The 17737-nt window shown below is 65.0% G+C and carries 20 protein-coding genes; 8 read left to right on the top strand and 12 right to left on the bottom strand.

Annotation, left to right across the window (positions count from 1 at the left end; translation table 11 throughout):
* Positions 1–4: 4 nt before the first annotated feature.
* From ACFYOW_RS08530 to ACFYOW_RS08505, 6 genes are all read left to right on the top strand, one after another.
* Positions 5–1153 carry an acyl-CoA dehydrogenase family protein gene (locus tag ACFYOW_RS08530; RefSeq protein WP_387285792.1) on the top strand — a complete coding sequence of 383 codons (1149 nt, stop codon included), beginning with the start codon at positions 5–7 and terminating at the stop codon, positions 1151–1153.
* A 93-nt stretch (positions 1154–1246) separates the two neighbouring features.
* Complete coding sequence (locus tag ACFYOW_RS08525) at positions 1247–1867, top strand: TetR/AcrR family transcriptional regulator (protein ID WP_387285790.1); 621 nt, start codon at positions 1247–1249, stop codon at positions 1865–1867.
* Positions 1868–1944: 77 nt separating this feature from the next.
* Positions 1945–2370: a hypothetical protein gene (locus ACFYOW_RS08520; RefSeq protein WP_387285789.1), complete on the top strand. Its 426-nt coding sequence runs from the start codon at positions 1945–1947 to the stop codon at positions 2368–2370.
* 168 nt (positions 2371–2538) lie between these two features.
* Entirely contained in the window at positions 2539–2820 is a 282-nt protein-coding gene (locus tag ACFYOW_RS08515; protein ID WP_387285787.1) for a hypothetical protein, read from the top strand.
* A gap of 142 nt (positions 2821–2962) precedes the next feature.
* Positions 2963–3391, top strand: a complete 429-nt coding sequence (locus ACFYOW_RS08510) for a hypothetical protein (protein ID WP_387285785.1) — start codon at positions 2963–2965, stop codon at positions 3389–3391.
* A gap of 282 nt (positions 3392–3673) precedes the next feature.
* A complete protein-coding gene (locus tag ACFYOW_RS08505; protein ID WP_387285783.1) occupies positions 3674–3913 on the top strand; it encodes a hypothetical protein in 240 nt (79 codons plus the stop codon).
* A gap of 148 nt (positions 3914–4061) precedes the next feature.
* Here the strand turns inward: ACFYOW_RS08505 and ACFYOW_RS08500 are convergent, their stop codons facing one another.
* Genes ACFYOW_RS08500 through ACFYOW_RS08485 form a run of 4 tightly spaced genes read right to left on the bottom strand, consistent with a single transcriptional unit; the run spans position 4062 to position 8125 of the window.
* Positions 4062–5030: an NADPH:quinone oxidoreductase family protein gene (locus tag ACFYOW_RS08500; RefSeq protein ID WP_387285781.1), complete on the bottom strand. Its 969-nt coding sequence runs from the start codon at positions 5028–5030 to the stop codon at positions 4062–4064.
* Between the two features lies 1 nt (position 5031).
* Complete coding sequence (locus ACFYOW_RS08495) at positions 5032–5802, bottom strand: enoyl-CoA hydratase-related protein (RefSeq protein ID WP_387285779.1); 771 nt, start codon at positions 5800–5802, stop codon at positions 5032–5034.
* Positions 5802–6794, bottom strand: coding sequence for a phosphotransferase family protein (locus ACFYOW_RS08490; protein WP_387286079.1), 993 nt, complete (start codon positions 6792–6794; stop codon positions 5802–5804). Before ACFYOW_RS08490 ends, ACFYOW_RS08495 begins: the two co-directional genes overlap by 1 nt.
* 29 nt (positions 6795–6823) lie before the next feature.
* Complete coding sequence (locus ACFYOW_RS08485; protein ID WP_387285778.1) at positions 6824–8125, bottom strand: acyl-CoA dehydrogenase family protein; 1302 nt, start codon at positions 8123–8125, stop codon at positions 6824–6826.
* A gap of 88 nt (positions 8126–8213) precedes the next feature.
* Here ACFYOW_RS08485 and ACFYOW_RS08480 point away from each other — a divergent pair, with 88 nt between their 5' ends.
* Together ACFYOW_RS08480 and ACFYOW_RS08475 are read left to right on the top strand one after the other, a co-directional pair.
* Positions 8214–8684: a VOC family protein gene (locus ACFYOW_RS08480; RefSeq protein ID WP_387285776.1), complete on the top strand. Its 471-nt coding sequence runs from the start codon at positions 8214–8216 to the stop codon at positions 8682–8684.
* Complete coding sequence (locus ACFYOW_RS08475; protein ID WP_387285774.1) at positions 8681–9505, top strand: SDR family oxidoreductase; 825 nt, start codon at positions 8681–8683, stop codon at positions 9503–9505. The genes ACFYOW_RS08480 and ACFYOW_RS08475 overlap by 4 nt, the downstream gene beginning before the upstream one ends.
* 45 nt (positions 9506–9550) lie before the next feature.
* Here the strand turns inward: ACFYOW_RS08475 and ACFYOW_RS08470 are convergent, their stop codons facing one another.
* The 8 genes from ACFYOW_RS08470 to ACFYOW_RS08435 form a co-directional block, all read right to left on the bottom strand.
* Complete coding sequence (locus ACFYOW_RS08470; RefSeq protein ID WP_387285773.1) at positions 9551–10726, bottom strand: amidohydrolase family protein; 1176 nt, start codon at positions 10724–10726, stop codon at positions 9551–9553.
* 126 nt (positions 10727–10852) lie between these two features.
* Positions 10853–11707 (bottom strand): ABC transporter permease, encoded by an 855-nt coding sequence (locus tag ACFYOW_RS08465; RefSeq protein ID WP_387285771.1) that lies wholly within the window; start codon positions 11705–11707, stop codon positions 10853–10855.
* Position 11708: 1 nt separating this feature from the next.
* A complete protein-coding gene (locus ACFYOW_RS08460; RefSeq protein ID WP_387285769.1) occupies positions 11709–12554 on the bottom strand; it encodes an MlaE family ABC transporter permease in 846 nt (281 codons plus the stop codon).
* A gap of 1 nt (position 12555) precedes the next feature.
* A complete protein-coding gene (locus ACFYOW_RS08455) occupies positions 12556–13146 on the bottom strand; it encodes a hypothetical protein (protein WP_387285767.1) in 591 nt (196 codons plus the stop codon).
* A gap of 28 nt (positions 13147–13174) precedes the next feature.
* Positions 13175–14470 (bottom strand): MlaD family protein, encoded by a 1296-nt coding sequence (locus ACFYOW_RS08450; RefSeq protein WP_387285765.1) that lies wholly within the window; start codon positions 14468–14470, stop codon positions 13175–13177.
* Positions 14467–15579: an MCE family protein gene (locus ACFYOW_RS08445; protein ID WP_387285763.1), complete on the bottom strand. Its 1113-nt coding sequence runs from the start codon at positions 15577–15579 to the stop codon at positions 14467–14469. Before ACFYOW_RS08445 ends, ACFYOW_RS08450 begins: the two co-directional genes overlap by 4 nt.
* Positions 15576–16688 carry an MCE family protein gene (locus ACFYOW_RS08440; RefSeq protein WP_387285761.1) on the bottom strand — a complete coding sequence of 371 codons (1113 nt, stop codon included), beginning with the start codon at positions 16686–16688 and terminating at the stop codon, positions 15576–15578. The genes ACFYOW_RS08445 and ACFYOW_RS08440 overlap by 4 nt, the downstream gene beginning before the upstream one ends.
* Positions 16685–17737, bottom strand: a complete 1053-nt coding sequence (locus ACFYOW_RS08435; RefSeq protein WP_387285759.1) for an MCE family protein — start codon at positions 17735–17737, stop codon at positions 16685–16687. Before ACFYOW_RS08435 ends, ACFYOW_RS08440 begins: the two co-directional genes overlap by 4 nt.

Genomic DNA, 17737 nt, shown 5'->3' with positions numbered 1-17737 from the left:
GACCGTGCGCCGAGACATTTTCACCCAAGACCACGAGGCATTCCGGCAGCTGGCCCGCGAATTCATCGATAAGGAGGTGGTGCCGCACTACCCGGACTGGGAGCGGGCCGGGCAGATGCCGCGCGAAATCTTCGAGCGGATGGGCGAACTCGGCTTGCTCGGCACCGCCATCCCCGAGGAATACGGGGGCGGCGGCATGCGGGACTACCGGTTCAATGCCGTGCTGCAGGAGGAGGCCTACCGCGCGCTCGTCACGCTCAGTACCGTCCGCACCCAGATCGACGTGATCCTGCCCTACTTCTTGGAATACGCCGACGCCGAACAACGCGAGCGCTGGTTTCCGGGTCTGGCCGACGGCAAACTGCTGACCGCGATCGCCATGACCGAGCCGGGCACCGGCTCCGATCTGGCCGGTGTGCGCACCACCGCGGTCCGCGACGGCGAGGAGTACATACTCAACGGCGCCAAGACCTTCATCACCGGTGGTCTGCTCGCGGATCTGGTGATCGTGGTGGCACGCACCTCGTCGGATCCGGACAACCGGCGCGCGGGCCTGAGCCTGATCGTGGTGGAAAGCGGCCGAACCGGATTCACCAAGGGCCGGGTCCTGGACAAGCTGGGCTGCAAGGTGCAGGACACGGTGGAGTTGGCATTCGACAATGTGCGCGTCCCGGTGACGAACCGGCTCGGCGCCGAGGGGCAGGCGTTCGCCTATCTCGGCCACAACCTCGCTCAGGAGCGGATAACGGTCGCCGTCGGATCGGTGGCGCAGGCCAGGTCCGCGATCACCGCCACCATCGAATATGTGCAGCAGCGCAAGGTTTTCGGCCAGCCGGTAGCGGCCTACCAGAACACGAAATTCGAGCTGGCCGCGCTGTCGACGGAGGTGGAGGCGGCCCAGACGATGGTGGATCGCGCGGTGCTGGAATTGGTCGAGGGGCAGCTCTCGGGTGCCGATGCCGCCCGGGTCAAGCTGTTCTGCACCGAGGTGCAGGCGCGGGTGGTCGATCGCTGCCTGCAACTGTTCGGCGGCTACGGCTACATGACGGAATATCCGATCGCCCGGCTCTACGCCGATGCGCGTGTCGCCCGCATCTATGCCGGTACCAGTGAGGTGATGAAAATGATCATAGCCAAATCTCTCGGTCTGTGATCCAGCGCAAAAATTGGGCCACCTGAGACCCTTGTCACAGCCTCGGAACCAACCTACTGTGTCTTAAGTAGGTTGATCGAACGAAGGAGTTCGGTGCCCGATCCCGAAGCCGGTACCCCACGTCCATATGAGACGTTGCTCGCCAAAGGTGAGTACCGCAAGCTGCAGATTCTCGCCGTCGCACAGCGACTGCTCACGCGCAACGGCTGGCGTAATACGACGCTGGCGCAGATCGCGCGGGAGGCCGGGGTCAGTACGGCCGGGGTGCTGCATCATTTCGAGTCCAAGGAGCAGTTGCTGCATGCGGTACTCGAGGCTCGCGACACCGACGACGAACTCCATTCCGACCGCCGTCGCGATCTGATCGAGCAACTCGAAAACGTCGTCGACCGATTCCGGCGCTCGCCGGATCTGGTCGGCATGTTCACCGTGCTGCTCGTCGAGAATCTCGACCCGGACGCGCCCCTGCACGATCGCCTGCTCGGTCGGTACCGAGCCGCCGTCGCCACCATTGCCGGCGGCATCCGACGCGGTCAGCGCGCCGGCCGATACCGCACCGATCTGGACCCTGCCGTCAAGGCTGTGGAGATAGTCGCATTTCTCAACGGGATGGAAACCTCATGGCTGCTCGACCCCTCGATACCACTGAACCGGGTATTCACGGAGTACGTCCGCTCGCTCGAGCGCGAGCTCATGCCCGCAAGCACCCTCTGAGATATCGGCTGGCGGTCATCGCCCCCGATATCGCCGATGTGGTGCGGTACTCGGGAGGTTGGCTATTCGACCGGGCGATGGCTGGGTGGGAGGTGACCGTCTGCGTGGGCGATGTCGCCGATATCCGACCGCTGCGGATCCTCGGGGCAACCGTGCTGGATCTGGAGACCTCGATGGCATCGCTATCGGATGCGGGCGTGTGGCCGAACGGAATGGCAATCGCCGCAGAGCTTTTCGAATCCGATCCGCGAGTCCGCCAGGGGGTGCTGAAGAATATCGAGGATCGGTCGTTCGAAGTGACGGTGTGGGGCGCTGCCTGTCCGAGTGAACTCGATTGCCGGACCGAGGGAGTGCAGCACCGGCTGAGCGTGGCCGCGCGAGCCTTCAAGGCACGGGCACTTACGGCGTTGGGACAACCGGTCGACCTGCTCGAGGATGTGGAGATGTTCCGCTGCAGTGAAACCCATGATCACCTGGCGGCTGATCTGCTGCCGGTGGGGTGAGTTTCTGAGATGTGTGGATCTGTCCGGTAGCTGTGCGGTGGCGTCCCGTGGAATCGCCGAGGGCGCCACACGGGACGACATCGGGTGTGTCCCAAGCTATTCCGGCGATTCTGGACCGATTTCGCTGGATCGAACATATTTGCGATTTCTTCGAGTATGTTCGCGCGCATGGTCAGCTCCCAGCATGAGGCTATGCACCACCTCTTCCGGCAGGATCCGGGCGTATTCGCCCGCACGATCCGTGATCTGGGGCTGCCGTTTTCGGATCCGATTGATGTCGCGCTGCTGCCGACCGATCTCACCGAGATCGACCCATTGGAGCGCCGTGTCGATACCCTGTTGCGGATAGAGACTGCTGAAAGCCTTCCTGCTGCTCGTCGAAGCCCAGGGACACGAGGACAAGAAGAAACCAAGCTCCTGGGCGTACTACTTGGCGCACCTGCACGCTAAATACCGGCTCCACCCTGTGCTGCTGGTTGTCTGCCAGGACACTTCCACGGCCGCTTGGGCCCGTGGGCCACTTACCATCGGCCCGCCGCAATGGACCAGCCTCATCGTTCACCCACTGGTATTCGGCCCGGACAATGTTCCCGTGGTGACCAACCTGGACGCCGCCGTCAAAGACATTCCGCTGTCGACGCTCTCGGCTATCACACACGCCGCCGACGATTCCGTAATCGGTGACATAATGAACACGCTGGCCACCGCGCTGCGGAGCATCGATAAGCCTGACCGCGTGATCTTCGCCGAACTCACCGCACTCGGGTTGGGCAAAGGCCCGGCCGGACAGACCTGGAGGCAGTTGATGACCGTGGATACTTCGTTCTTCCGTTCCGAGTTCTGGGAGGAGACCCGTGCGGTGACCCGTGCCGAATACATCGTTCGGCTCTTGGAACTCCGCGAGATTGCGGTACCCGACGACGTACGCACCAGAATCCTTACCTGCATGGACGCCGACCAACTGGATGTCTGGTTCGCCCTGGCCGTCAAGGCCGACTCCATCGATGACCTCTTCGCGTAGGGCGCACTGACCGCACAGGGGTTGTTGATGACGGTGCCCACGTGGTTCCTCCGGTCCGAATACTGGCAGGAAGTTCGCGCTGAAGGTGAGGCCCGGGGTGGGGCCAAATCCATCTTGCGGCTGTTGGAACTGCGTGGGATTGCGGTACCCGACGATGTGCGTGCCCGAATCGGTTCATGCACAGATCACGACCAACTGGCCGCCTGGTTTGATCGCGCCCTCGGGGCTGACTCCATCGATGACCTCTTCGCGTAGGAGGGACTGACCGCACAGGGGTTGTTGATGACGGTGCCCACGTGGTTCCTTCGTTCTGAGTGGTGGCAGGCAATCCGTGCTGAATGCCGCGCTAAAGCTGAGGCGAAAGTTTGGGCCGCATCCATCTTGCGGATCCTGGAACTGCGTGAGATGGCGGTACCCGAGGATGTGCGTGCCTGTATTACTACTTGCACAGACCTCGACCAGATGACGACCTGGTTCGTACGCGCCGTCGAGGCCGACACCATCGACGAGTTGATCGCATAGGGGCGCGTCGCCCACGGGTACGGCGGTTTCGACGCAGATCTTGCCTACAGCGATCCGGTCGTGGTCGGATGCGCCGCGGCACCACTACGTCTCGATCACGTCGTCAGCGTGACTCCAGTTGGTGGTCAACAGGTTCCGCTGCGTCGGACTACGCTTTCATATCGAGCAGGATTTTGCCGATGACCTGCCCATCGGCGACGCGCCGTAGTGCGGTGGCAGCCTCGGTAAGCGGATACACCGCGCTGATATGCGGAAGTACCCGGCCGGTGGTCAGCAGCTCCCGCAATTCGTCCTCGTTGCGGCGGAATTCGCCGGGATCCAGATCCTGGAATTGGAAGCCGAGCACCTGTATTCCCTTGACCAGCACGAGATTCAGCGGGATGCGCGGAATCTCGCCGGAGGCGAAGCCGACGGTGACGAACCGCCCGCTGCGGCGCAGCGACCGCAGTGCGGGCTCGGATAGTCGCCCACCGACCGGGTCGACGGCGGCATGGGCGCCCTCGGGCAGTGCTTGCTTCAGCGCCGCGCGCAGGTCGCCGCTGGTGTGGTCGATCAGTCCGGTGGCACCGTAAGCTGCTGCGGCACTGAGCTTTTCAGCGGAGGATGCAACGGCGGTGACCTCTGCGCCCAAATGCACCCCGAGTTGCACCGCCGCAAGTCCGACTCCGCCACCGGCCCCGAGTACGAGCAGCCGGTACCCGGGCTGCACCCGTGCCATCGAACGCAGTGTGTGATACGCCGTCCGATATGCGACGCCGAACGCGGCCGCACAGTGGTCGTCGACTCCGTCGGGGATGCGGCCGAGTCCCGCGGCGGGCACGGTGACCTCTTCCGCGAACGCCCCGGCGATCCCGGTGCCGGTGACCCGGTCGCCGATGGCGAATTCGGTGACGTCGTCGGCGGTTTCGGTGATCGCACCGGCGAATTCGCTGCCGGGCACGAACGGTGTCGGCACCTTGATCTGATATTCGCCCGCGATCACCAGGACGTCCGGGAAATTGACCGCGGCGGCGCCGACGCGCACTCGAACCTGTCCCGATTCGAGTGCGGGCGCCGCACGGTCTTCGATGCGCACGACCTCCGGCGGCCCGTAGGCCGGGCAGATCACCGCGCGCATCTCACCGGCCTCGCCAGTTCGGCGGGCGCTTCTCGGCGAAGGCGCGGGCGCCCTCCCTGGCGTCTTCGCTGCCGAATACCAATGCCTGCCACTTGCCGAGTCGGTCGGTGGCCGCGGCCGCATCCGAAACCGCAAGGCGGGCCAGCTCTTTCGAAGCGGCCAGCCCGAGTGGTGCGTTGGCGGCGATCCGCTCGGCCAATGCCAGCGCGGTCGAGAACACGGCATCCGGTTCGGCCACCGCGTTCACCAGACCGATCCGCTCGGCGCGCCCCGCGTCGACGAGATCACCGGTCAGTAGCAGTTCGAGTGCGATGCCGAGCGGGATCCGGGTGCCGATGAAGGTGCCGCCGCCACCGGCGAAGAGTCCCCGCTTGACCTCGGGGAAGCCGAATTTCGCCGCTGCGGACGCCACGATCAGATCGCAGCCCAGCAGTAGTTCGAGGCCGCCGCCGACGGCGCTGCCATTGGCCGCGCCGATCACCGGGACACTCACCTGCCCCTTGGCCAGCCGCCCGTAGGCCTCGGCCTCCGCGCCCTTGCCGAAGTCTTCGCCACTGGCGAAGGCGCGCAGATCCATTCCCGAGCAGAAGGCGCGATCACCGGTGCCGGTGAGCACGACGGCCCGCACCAGCGGATCGGCCTCGGCCGCGATTATCGCCGCGCCGATTCCGCGCATCATGGTGCCGGTCAACGCATTTCGCGCATCCGGACGGTTGAGCCGGACGACCATGACCGGGCCGTGCCGGTCGAGTACGAACTCCGCGTCGCTCATTACTTGTACTCCGTACTCTCGGCCAATTCGGCGGCGGCGCGCATGGTGTCGACCACGATCGGTCCGAACGCCGCCAGCTTGACGTCACCCTTGGCGCGTTGGAAACCGCGCTCGAGCACGATGGCGAGCTTCCATTTGGCCAGGATCAGGTAGTAGTCGATATCGTCGACTTGGCGTCCGGATACCTGCGCGTAGTGCGCGAGCATCTGGTCACGCGAAGGCATGTACTGCATATTGGCGTAGCCCTTGGTGGCAACGGACGGGTCGCTGGTGTCTTCCGGCCAACCCTGCAGCATCCAGCCCAGATCGAGCTTCGGGTCGCCGACCGTCCCCATCTCCCAGTCCACCAGCGCCGCGAGCCGCGCCGGTCCGCCGTGTTGGAACATCACATTGGCGAACTGGTAGTCGCCGTGCATCAGGCCGGGGATGTAGTCCAGCGGGCGGTGGGTGCGCAGCCATTCGGTGGCCACGTCCATGCCGTCGAGCGTGCGCGCGCCATCGATCTTGTCGTAGAAGCTCAGCCACCGCGACACCTGTCGCTCGTGGTAGCCGTCCGGGCGGCCCAGATCCCGCAGGCCCTTCGCCTGCCAATCCACCTTGGACAGCAATGCGATTCCCTCGGCCAGCTGGTAGCCGAGTCCGGCCCGCGCCTGCAGGTCGGAGTCGAACGGCTCCGGCCATACGCCGCGATGGTCCATCGGCGACCAGCCGTCGACGAAGCCCATCAGGTAGAAGGTGCGGCCGAGCACGTCGGAGTCGGTGCAGACTCCGACGGCGGCGGTATGCGGGACATCGGTGCCTTCGAGGGCCTCGATGATCCGCCACTCGCGCAGAATGCCCGCATCCCGTTCGGCGGGCGCCCCGGCAGGTGGTATGCGCAGAACGCTGACGTGTTCGCCACGGCGGATCTGATAGATCTCGTTCTGGGTGCCGCCGGACAGGAAGCGGGTTTCGAGGGGTTCGCCCTTACCGGGCAGGCCCTGGCCGTCCATCCAATCGGCGAGCCGGGTGGTATCGATGCTCACTGGTTCCCTACTTCGTGCTCGAGATATTCGGCGAACTTCGCCCGGGCGGCTTCCTGCTTTCCGGGAATCCATTCGGTGGGCCACATGCCGTCTGTGGGCTCGTAGTCGCGCAGCACCTGCTTGGCCACGGTGGTCTTGTGCACCTCGGTCGGCCCGTCGGCCAGCCCCATGACACCGGCTCCGTGGATCATCCGGAAGAACGGCATCTCGTTGGTGGTGCCCAGGGCTCCGTGCACTTGCATTGCGCGCCAGGCGATATCGTGCAGCACGGTCGGCATGACGATCTTGGCCGTGGCGATGTCTTTGCGGACCTTCTTATAGTCGTTGTACTTGTCGATCTTCCAGGCGGTGTGCAGTACGAACAGCCGGAACTGGGCCAGCTGGGCGTAGGAGTCGGCGATGTAGCCCTGTACGAACTGCTTATCGGCCAACCTGCTGCCCGCGGTGGTACGAGACAGGGCCCGCTCGCACATCATGTCGATGGCCTTCTGCGCGAGCCCGATGGTGCGCATCGCATGGTGGATGCGGCCGCCGCCGAGGCGGGTCTGCGCGATGACGAAGGCCTGGCCCTCGCCGCCGAGCAGGGATTCGGCCGGCGCGCGCACGTTTTCGTAATGGATCAGTGCGTGGCTGCCGTCGTTCATCGGCTCGCCGTACAGGCCGACGTTGCGCACGATATTGATGCCCGGGGTGTCGGTCGGCACGAGGAACATCGACATGCCCTTGTAAGGGCTGACGTCGGTATTCGTCACCGCCATGACGATCAGGAATGAGGCGGTTCGGGCGTTGGAGGAGAAGTACTTCCAGCCGTTGATGATCCAGTCGTCGCCGTCGCGCACCGCCCTGGTCTGGAATTGGGCCGGATCGGCGCCGGCCTGCGGTTCGGTCATCGAATAGCTGGAGAACAGCTCACCGTCCAGCAGCGGCTGCAGGTAGCGCTGCTTCTGGTCGGCCGTCCCGTAGTGGGCGATGATCTCGGCGTTGCCGGTATCGGGCGCCTGACAGCCGAAGACGATCGGCGCCCAGGACGAGCGGCCCAGAATCTCGTTCAGCAGGGCCAGTTTCAGCTGTCCATAACCCTGGCCGCCGAGGTCCGGACCAAGATGTGTGGCCCACAGGCCCTGACGCCGCACCTCCTCCTTCATGGGCTGGATCGCCTTGCGCCGTGTCCCGTCGAGTGGCACGAACTGCTCGTGCTCCCAGACCAGATCGAGTGGTTCGACTTCCGCGCGCACGAACTCGTCGGCCCAGTCCAGCTTCTTCTGATACTCCGGATCAGTCTCGAAATCCCATGCCATTGCATCTCCTCTCGCATGATGAGAATATTCTTCTCGTGATGCGGAATGCAATTCTTCCAGGAATTTCGAGCCGAATGGAGGTCCTGTCGTGAGGGCCGAGGATCAGTTCCATATCGGGATCGTCGCGGCGGACTTCGAGGCCACCGTGGCGACGCTGTCGTCCGTACTCGGATACGAGTGGGGGCCGGAGGTCGGCGGGCCGGTGTCGGTGGACCTGCCCGACACCAGGACGGCTGTCCTGGAGTTGAAATGCCGATACTCCACGACCGTGCCGCGCCTCGAGATCGTACGCAGTGTCGCGGGCACACTGTGGGAACCCGCGGGGGCGGCCGGACTCCACCACGTCGGGTACTGGTCCGACGATATGGCCGCCGATGCCGCGGAGCTGGTGCGGCACGGCTACGTCACCGAGGCCACCCGGCCCGGCGCCGACGGGCAGCTGTTCTTCGCATTCCTGCGCGGGGCCAACGGCTTTCGGGTGGAACTGGTCGACCGGGCCGCGGAATCGAGCCTGGCCCAGTGCTGGGCCGCGCCCACGACCGATCGGAGCGACACGTGACAACAGTGGGTATCGCGACGGGCGCGGGTCGCGGTATGGGCTATGCCTGCGCACAACGAATGGCCGAGATGGTCGACATACTGCTCGTGGTAGATCGGGACGCGGCCGCCGCGGCTGCCGCGCGGGACCAGTTGGCCGAAAATGGCGGTGCCGCAGTCGAAGCGGTGGAGCTCGACGTCACCGACGCCGAAGGGCTGGCGCGGCTCGCCGAGCGGGTGGATCGGCACGGCGCACTGCGGGCTGTCGCCCACGCCGCAGGTATCTCTCCGACGATGGGTGACTGGCGCCGGATCTTCACCGTCGATCTGATCGGGACCGCGCTGCTCGCGCAGGCCCTGCGCCCGCTGGCCGTAACCGGCACGGCCATGGTGTGTTTCGCTTCGATGGCTCCGCTGCTCGATCCTGTCGCGCCGGACCCGGCCGGCCTCGCGGTTGTGGACGATCCGCTCGATGAGAAGTTTCTCGAGCGCATCCACGATGCGCTCGGCCCCGCCGTCGAAGATCCCGGTCTCGCCTACAGCTGGGCGAAACGCGGCGTACACCGCTTCGTGGCGCATGAGGCGGTGCGCCTCGGCCCGGTCGGCGCGCGCATCTGCTCGGTCTCACCCGGCATCATCGACACTCCGCAGGGGCGCCAGGAAGCCGACAACCATCCGGGCATGGCGGCGCTGGTGCAGCGAACACCGTTGCGGCGCAGGGGTTCCGCGGACGAAGTCGCCGCCGCCGTCGCATTCGCGCTGTCGGACCAGGCGAGCTTTCTCAACGGTATCGACCTGCTCGTGGACGGCGGCGCAATGGCAGCGGTGCGGACAGCCGGTTAGTCCCTGGTGCCCGCGCCGCAAACAGCAACGCGGGCAACGGGACAACTACACGTTCAGCAGCCGGGCGAGGTTGCCGCCCATGATCTTCGCCTGGTCGTCCAGGGGGAGATCCTTGATCTCGTTGACGTAGCGGGCGGGTTCCGCCAGTCCCTCCGGATGCGGATAATCCGATCCGAACAGCACATGGTCGGCGCCGATGAGATCCGACAGGGCGACCAGATCCTCCTCCCAGAACGGGCTGACGTGGATCTTCTTGACCGCCTCGACCGGATCGCCAGGGAAGCCCTGCGGGGCCTTCTTGTATACCTTGGCGAGGGTTTCCAGCAGTCCGGGCAGCCATTCGGCGCCGTTCTCGATGACCGCGATCTTCAGCTCCGGGAACCGGAAGAGTGCACCGTGGCAGACCCAGGACGCCATCGCGTCGCGGATCGGCTGCCACTCGTTGATCATCTTGAAGGTGTTGGTCACGAACGGCAGCATCTCCTGCTGGCGGCCGTCCCATTCGGAGGCGAAGCGGGAATATCCGCTGTCGGAGGAGTGCATCGTCACCAGCACGTCCAGTTCGACCACGCGCTTCCAGAACGGATCGAATTCCGGCAGAGCGAACGAGCGCGGTCCGTGCAGGCCGGGCACCGGTGCCGGCCGGACCAGGATCGCCCGGGCGCCGCGCTCGACGACCCACTCCAGTTCCTCGATCGCCTTCTCCACGATGGGCAGGCTGATCACCGGCACGGTGAAGATGCGGTCGGAGTAGTTGAACGACCAGGTCTCGTGCAGCCACTGGTTGAGCGAGTGCACGACCGCGTGGATCAGCTCCGGATCGTCCTTCATGCGTTCCTCGACCAGACTGGCCAGGGTCGGGAACATCAGGGCGCGGTCGATCTGGAGCTCGTTCATCAGTTCCAGGCGGGGCGCCGGTTCGCGGAAGGCGGGCGTCGAGCGGATCGGCTTGCCGAAGATCTCGCGCATGCTCTTGCCATCGGGATTGCCGTTCTTGAAGTACTCCTCCATCGCCCCGGGAGGCGCGACCACATCGAAGGTCGGGTTGGGGATGTACTCGCTGATCTGGCCGCGGATCGCGATTTTGGTGCGACCGTCGACCTCGACGTACTTGACCGCGTTTCGATAGTGCTTGGGAAGGTAGGTGGTCAGCGCCTCCTTCGTCTCGTAGAGGTGGTTGTCGGCATCGAACAGCGGGTAGGGCAGATCCCATTTGGGCATGAAACTCTCCTTCGCATTCTAGGAGAATTCTATTCTCACGACTGTGTGGCGTTCAATAGTTGAGCCGAAGTGTCGGCCGACGCCGGCGATCCGCCCATGGCTGCGGGCAGTAGTCGGGCGGTGCGGTCAGCCGCTGATTCGCGCTCCCGAATCGAATCCCCAAAGGGCCAGCGTCATCAGCAGATTGACACAGATCATGACGGTGATGCTGGCGCGCATCGCACGACCGGCGGCAATGCCGACGCCCACCGGACCGCCCGCGGAGTAATAGCCGAAGTAGCACTGGATGGTTGTCGTGATCACGACAAAGACGACGGCCTTGGCCAGCGAATACGCAACATCGGTCGCACTGAGCACCATGCGGAAGTAGTGGTCGTAGGTGCCGGGTGATTGGCTGCCCGCGACGCCGATGGCCACCTCGACCGCGACGAAATTCATTGCCAGACAGACGAGATAGAGCGGAACGATCGCGGCCACCGAGGCCATGAGCCGGGTGGTCACCAGGTAGGGGATGGACCGGATCGCGAGTGTCTCCATCGCGTCGATCTCCTCGGCGATGCGCATGGCGCCGAGTTGGGCGGTGAATCTGCAGCCCGCCTGGGATGCGAAGGCGATGGAAGCCATGATCGGAGCCAGTTCGCGCGTGGACGCGGTCGCCGAGACCAGACCTGTCGCCGGGCCGATGCCGAGCAATTTCAGTGCGCTGTAGCCCTCGATCCCCACCAGTGCACCGCCGCTCGCGCCGAGCACGACAATGATGCCCGCCGTACCGCCGCCGACGATGAGAGATCCATTGCCCCAGGTGATGTCGGAGATCAGGCGCAGTAGTTCCTTGCGGTAGTGGCGCAGGACGACCGGAATGGAGGCGAGCGCACGCAGGAAGAATATGGCCATATGCCCGAGGCGCATGGCTCCACGTAATGGTGCGTCGGCAACGCGGAGCACCTGCCTGAAGTGCAGCGGATAGTACGGCGCGGCCATCTCAGAGCGCCTGCCGCGGAAAGAGCATGGTGTACATCTGGGTGAAGCCCACGTTCACCACCATGAGCAGCACGATCGAGGCCACCACGGTGGCATTGACCGAATTCGCGACCCCGCCGGGACCGCCCTTGGTGCTCAATCCCTTCTGGCACGCGACGACGGTCACGATGAGTCCGAACACCACGGCCTTGACCACCGCCAGATACATATCGCCGATGCGCGCGAACGAGGAGAAGGTGGCGATGAAACTACCGGGCGTACCGCCCTGGACATAGACATTGAACATATATCCGGCGAGGAATCCGACGAAGGCGCTGAGCCCGGTCAGCCCGACCGCGACCAGCACCCCGGCGGCCACCCGCGGCACCACCAGTTTGCGCAGCACCGAAACACCCATCACCTCGAGTGCATCGATCTCTTCTCGGATGGTGCGGGCGCCGAGATCGGCGCAGATCGCCGAGCCGACGGCCGCCGCAAGCAGCATCGCCGTGACCACCGGCGCCGCCTGGCGGATGACCGCGAGACCACTGGCCGCACCGGCCAGCGAGGTCGCCCCCACCTGACCGGCTATCAACCCGAACTGGATCGAGAGTGTCGCGCTGATGGGCAATGCGACCGCGATGGTCGGCAGGTAGGCGGTTTTGATCATGAAAGCGGACTGCCGCACGAACTCCTTGAATGCGAAACGGCCTGTCGTTAGGTCGATTACGAGATACTGCACGGCTCGCACACCCAGGACGAACTGGGCACCGACCGTATCGAGCGATGCGACCGGATGACGGTGCAGATAGCCGCGTCCCCAGTTCTTTATCCGCGTGACCGACGGTGCGGAGGATTGATCGGTCACATCACACCAACTCCACTTTGCCGGCCAGCCAGCTGTCGCCGACCCGTTCCATGGTCATGATCATGCGGCTGCGATCGATCCGTGGATCGGGGCTCACCGAGTTGGTGACCTCCTGATCGACGAACAGCATTACCTCGACCCGATCCTTCGTCGCCGACTTGATACTGAAGCCCACCACCTTTCCCTTGCTCACCGCGTTGTTCTGGACCAGCAGCGTCTTGAGTTGGTTACTGGACTGGGAGTAGGTGTCCTTGAATTCACCGGTCGCACCGCTGAGGACGGCGGCGAAATTCTGATCGATGTGCTGGGAATCGATGCTGGTCAGCGTGATCGCGTAGTTCTGCGCGGTGGTCGCGGCCTGCCGGGCCGCGGTATCGACCTCGTCGCGGTCGTGCAATTTCCAGCCGAGAATGCCCGCGAGCACCGATGCCGATACCGCGACGACGGCGATGGCGCCGACCGCGGCGCGAGGTACCCAGCGACGCCGCCAGGAAGGCGATGCGGCCTCCTCGTCCACGGCCGAGTCCTCGGCCATCGCCTCCGAATCGGTGGTCTCGGTAGCGGTTTCCTTCGCCAGCACTGGTTGCTTCATCGAAACTCCTGGCCTTCGTTGTTATTTGCTACTTCGGCGGTACATATGCCGGAACGGGTGCGCCGCCATAAGGTGTCGGGATCGACAGCGGGCCCTGCGGTGTCGGATCGGCGGTCGCCAGCGGATCGACTCCGGCCGGTGGGTGTGCGGTGTCGTCGCCGGGGGGCCGCGGCGCATTGCGCGAACCGCGCGGCAGGAGCGTCGGATCCGGGTCGGTGCAGTAGGCGTACAGGTAGGGTTCGGGAAGGTTCGCGACGGTGACGGGTAGGCGAGGAAGGTTGTAGTCGCACTGCTTTCGCGGGTAGATGTTGGCGATCGCCCACACCGCGCCGTCGTGGAATGCGGTGCCCAACGCGTCCGCCGCGGACCCGGCCCGATACGTAGGGAAGAACAGATTGTTTATCGCCGGCACGTGTACGTACGACATCTGGGCCACGGTCGCGAGATTCCCGAGCAGTTGGACCATGGTCGGGGAGTTGTCGGCGATGATCTGGTCCATGGTCCGCAGCATTTCCGGCGCGGTGTCGAGCAAGGATTCGAACCCGCCCGTCATCGAATTCACCCCGGCGAGCGTGCGTTTGAGATCGGCCGCGGTAATCGCAAGGCCGGGTCCGAGGTCGCGTGCGGTGCCGAGCACGACCTCGCTATTGCGCAGCAGGCTGACAGTCTGGGGGAGTACCGCACCGAGTGTGGTGATCATGAAGGCACCGCCATCGATGATCGCCGCCAGCTTCTCCGGCGCCGCCGAGCTCGCACCCAACTCGTGCACGATCGCCTGGAGCTTGTCGGGATCGAGTTGTGCGATGGTGCCGCTGAGGTCGCCGAGCAACTGGGCCAACTGTACCGGCACCGTGGTCCGGTCGGCGCCGATGACCGCGCCGCCGGTGAGATACGGGCCGCTGGAGGTGGCGGGGACGAAATCCAGGTACTGCTCACCGGCCGGTGAGAGTCCGGCCACCCGGACCGTGCTGTCGGTCGGGATCCTGGTTCCTGCCTCGATCGATGCGACCGCGAGCACCTGACCGTCTTGAAAATCGACCGAAGACACCCGGCCGACGCGGACACCGCGCACCGTGACATCCCGGTCGGGCAGCAGACCACCGGATTGGGCCAGGTGGACCCGGATCTCATAGGTCGAGGCGAGCGGGTTCAGTTCGAGCGATCCGAAGACGATATATGTCGCGCCCACGATCAGCGTGGCCACCAGGGCGATCACGGAGACGACGAGCCGATGACGGACCAACCGGTCGATGACCGCGATGACCGCGCTCGCCGCCGACTCCAAGCCCACCTCGAAGGCCCGATTCGGTTCCGCGCGCTTCATCGTCCCGGTCCGATCACTCGGCCGTACAACCGGCTCAATGTGTACGCCAACGAACCGGCGAAGTTGGCCCAGTCGGTCTGGTCGGGCACTCGGGCCTCTGGACTGCCCGGGAAGTTCGGGTCCGGCACCGCGCCGAGCGCTATCTGATAGATATCGGCGTCCGCGCTGGCGGCCGTGGAGTTGGCTACCTTGCCACCGACAATGGCCAAACCGAAATTCAACTCATCGAGGTTGGCGTTGGGGTCGATCGCGGCGGTATTGAGTCCGGCGGCGAGATTGTTGAGGTCGGTTACCAGGCTGCGCCCTCCGGTGCCGTTGATCGACGGAAACTTCATGAGCTGGCCGGCAATGCGATTCAACTGGGCGGCGATATCCACGATGTTCTGCGTGCTGGCGGCCACGACATCCAGGGCCGGGCCCGCGGCGGCGACTACGTCGTTCACCACCGACTGTTGCGCGGCCACGGTGGCGGTCAGTGCGGCGGTGTCGCGCACCACCGCCCGGATCTGGTCCGATCGTGCCGAGAGCGTCCGGACCAGTGCGGTCGTCTGGGCGATCAGCTCGCCCATGCGGTCGCCCCGCCCGCCGAATTCGGCGCCGAGACCGTTGATCACCTTCGTCAGATCGCGGATCACGCCGCCGTTGACCAGCAATGCCGCCCGCGTGAGCACTTCCTCGATGGTGGCCGCGGCCGAGGTAGATGATTGCGCAATGCTGTCCCCGTCGTGCAGCAAACCGGTGCCGGGAGCCGGATTCGGTGGTGGGTCGAGGGCGACGAACACATCGCCGAGCGGGGTGGCCGAGCGCAATTCGGCGGTCGTGCCCGCCGGTAGCACGACCTCGGATCGGATCCGCAGGGTGACGACGGCGGCATAATCGCGTGTCGTCATGGACTCGACCTCCCCGACATCGGCGCCGTCGACCTTCACCTTGGCCTCGGTCGGGAGATTGAGCGCGTTGGCGAAGGTGGCCGTCAGCGCGAAGCTGTGTGATCCGACCGATGGGGCGGGCAGCGGCATCCGGTCCAACCCCACCGAACACCCGCCCGCCGGTGCCGCGGCCAAGAGCACGACAGCGGCAGTGGTGAATGTTGCTTTCCTGGTAGTCATTTCGGCAATCCCGCAATTCCGGCCAGCATGGCCACTATGCCGAAGTCCGGCCCCATATCCGACATCTTCCCGGTGTTGCAGCCGAGCTGTTTCAGGTCGAGCAGGTTGCACACCTGCTTCACCATCTGTCCATCCAGTGCGACCTTGTCCACATTCACGTGCACCCGACCGGCGCCCACATTCTGATCGACCACGGCATAGGCGTTGTCGACGACCAGCGGGAACAGGTCCATGAATTCCGCGACGTTGCGGTTGTAATCCGACAGACTCTGGAAGATGACGTTCGCTCCACTTGCCGTATTCGCCAGCGTGCCGCGATTGCGCTGGATGAGATCGGTTGTCCGGGTAAGGATTTCGTTCAGTTTCGCACCGGTGTCGCCGGTCCCGAGGTTTTGTTCGGCGAGCAGGTCGCTCAGCTGACGGACCCCGGCGCCGAACTCGCGAATCGCCTGGTCGTTGCTCGCGGCCGCGGCGGTGAGCGAGTCCAGGTTGTGCACCAGGGTCGTTATCGCGTTCTTGGTGGCGGCGCCGTGATCGTCGCCCATGCGCAGTGCTCGGGACAGTTGATCCAGCGCGGCCTTGATCTGGTCGCCGTTGCCGGTCGCCACCGCCGCGCCAACATCGACCGCGTCGGCGATCGGACCGTGCCCCTGTCCGTCGCCCTGCAATGTCGTGGACAGCTTGTCCGCCATCGCGAGCAGACTGTCGAACTCGACCGGGGTCTTCGTCCGGTCGGTACCCAGCGTCGCCCCGTCCGACAGTGTCGGCCCGCCGCGATAGACCGGAGTGAGTTCGATGTGCCGGTCGGTGAGCACCGAGTCCGAGACGGTCACCGCCGTGACATCCGCCGGAATCCGCGTCGCGGCATCCACACTCATCGTCACTTCGACATATGATCCGCGTTGCGCGACGCTCGCCACCTTGCCGATCCGCATGCCGAGTACGTCCACCGGATTTCCGACGAAGACACCGGCGGCGCTGTCGAAATGCGCTGTCACGGTGATAGTTTGGCGGTTCAGCATAGACAGCGGAGCGCTGGCCGTCCCGACGATCAGCGCGGTGGCCGCGAGCATGAGAACCAGCTTGATGGGACGGGGTAGCGATCTCATCGACAGTCCTCCGAATAGGGGGGCAGCTGGACCTTCGCGCGGCCGACCAGCGCGCACATGAAGGAGTCGAGGAACGCTCCCGAGGTAGCGTTGGCCTCCAGTTCGGGGCCGGAGCCGGTCGCGTCCACCCAGCTGCGCCAGGGGACCGGAAGGATCTGCAATATGTTGCGCAGCAGGTCGTCGTGCCGACTGAGCATCTGCACCAGTTGGCCGAGATTGTCGAGCAGGGACTGAATTTCGGGCTGGTCGTCCACGGCGATCGGCTGCAGCGTCCGCACCAGATTGCTGGTGGCCGCGATGAGGGCCGCGATGGCCTGCCGCTTGGCCGCGACCTCCCGCAGCAGGTCGCGGCCCTGGCCGACCAGTACACCGAGACCGGCTCGCTGGTTCTCGATGACCGTGGTGAGTTGGCTGGTGCTGGTCAGCAGTGTGCCGATCTGCCCGCGACGTTCGGCGATCACGCCGGACAACGTCGTGATGTTCTGCAGCACCGACGGAATCAGCTGCGGTAATCCGTGCAGTTGGGTGGACAGTTCGGTGAGCGCCTGCCCGACCTTGTCGGCATCGACCTGATCGAAGGTTGTCGTAGCGTCGGCGAGGGCCGACTGCAGATCGTAGGGAACACTGGTCTGCGCCAAGGGAATTCGGCCATTCGGTAGGGCCCCGGAACCGGCTGGTGCCAGTTCCACATACCGATTGCCCAACAAGGTGGTGAGTTTGATCGCCGCGGTCGTGGCGGGACCGAGCGCCACATTGTCGCCGATGCTCAGCGTGACCGTCACGTGGTCGCCCGCCAAACGCAGTCCGACCACATGGCCGACCGGCACACCCGCCACGGTCACCTGATCACCGGCACCGAGCTGCGCTGCCTGGGCGAAGTCCGCCTCCAGGCGTCGCTCACCGATATCGAACGAATTGACGACCAGTGCGGCGACGACCGCGACGACCAACAGGGCAATCGCGGTGAACCCAAGCCATGGCCTGCTGAGGTCTTCGAGTTGCCGACGCCCGATTAGCGTGCGGCCGTTGTGATTCCACGGTGTGCGCAT

Source organism: Nocardia sp. NPDC006982, from assembly GCF_042869435.1.
In the GTDB taxonomy this organism is placed as follows: Bacteria; Actinomycetota; Actinomycetes; order Mycobacteriales; family Mycobacteriaceae; genus Nocardia.
This window is presented reverse-complemented; position numbering and strand designations above follow the sequence as displayed.